The following is a 935-nucleotide window of genomic DNA, read 5'->3' on the forward strand; positions in this document are numbered from 1 at the left end:
CGTAAGCTTATAGCACATTGTAGCATGCGTTTGGATATTCTGTATTTTTTAGGCTATGATATCGATGAGGAATTACCGTGGCATTCTACCATTAGTCGTACGAGACAATTATTTCCAGAAGACGTATTTGAATCTGTTTTTATAAAGGTTTTTGAATTATGCGTATCAGCAGGTATGGTCGCAGGCCATACCCAAACTATCGATTCTGCTCCAGTAAAAGCTAATGCTTCGATGGATACTTTAGAACTTAAAGTTCCTGAAGACGATTTAGAAGATCACCTACGCCAAATACGTACCATTAGCAATCGAGACAAAAAGAAACCTTTAAGACAATCTAAAGAAAATAAAGCAGATAAAAATCAGCAAACGTTATCAGCATCTAACAAGGAATTACAAGCTATAAAAAGCCGTAATACCAAATGGGCAAAAGATCAAGATGCTCGCCCAGGATCTGGAGCTAAAGGCAGTCGCTATACCAGTAATAAAACGCATTATAGTCCAACCGATCCCGATGCGCGCATTCGTGTAAAGCCGGGCAAAGCAAGAAAACTAAATTATCTTAGTCAGCTTACTGTAGATACAGCAAACCATGTTATAAGCGATATAAAAGCATACCATGCAGACGGTAAAGACAGTCAGCATTTGCCTGATATAGTTAAGCGTGTAAAACAACGGCTTTGGAAATCAGAACTTGTTTGGGAAAATTGTGTGGCAGATACAGGCTATAGCAGTGGTGAGAATTATGCTTTTCTAGAAGCAATAGGTTTAAAAAGCTTTATACCACCTCATGGCACATATAAAGGTGGTCCAGATGGGTTTACTTATGATAAAGACAAGGAACATTACACTTGTCCAGAGGGTAAAATCATACCTTTTAAAAAAGTGTTTATTGAAAAAAAGAATAACACCAAAAAGAAGGAATATCGCGGATCAAA

The 935-nt window shown here is 37.6% G+C and carries 1 protein-coding gene; it reads left to right on the forward strand.

What is annotated here, in order from left to right; all coding sequences use genetic code 11:
* A partial coding sequence (locus FQU21_RS17330; RefSeq protein ID WP_147679298.1) for a transposase occupies positions 1 to 935 on the forward strand: 935 nt, incomplete at both ends.

It is taken from the genome of Algibacter pacificus (genome assembly GCF_008033385.1).
Lineage (GTDB): Bacteria > Bacteroidota > Bacteroidia > Flavobacteriales > Flavobacteriaceae > Algibacter > Algibacter pacificus.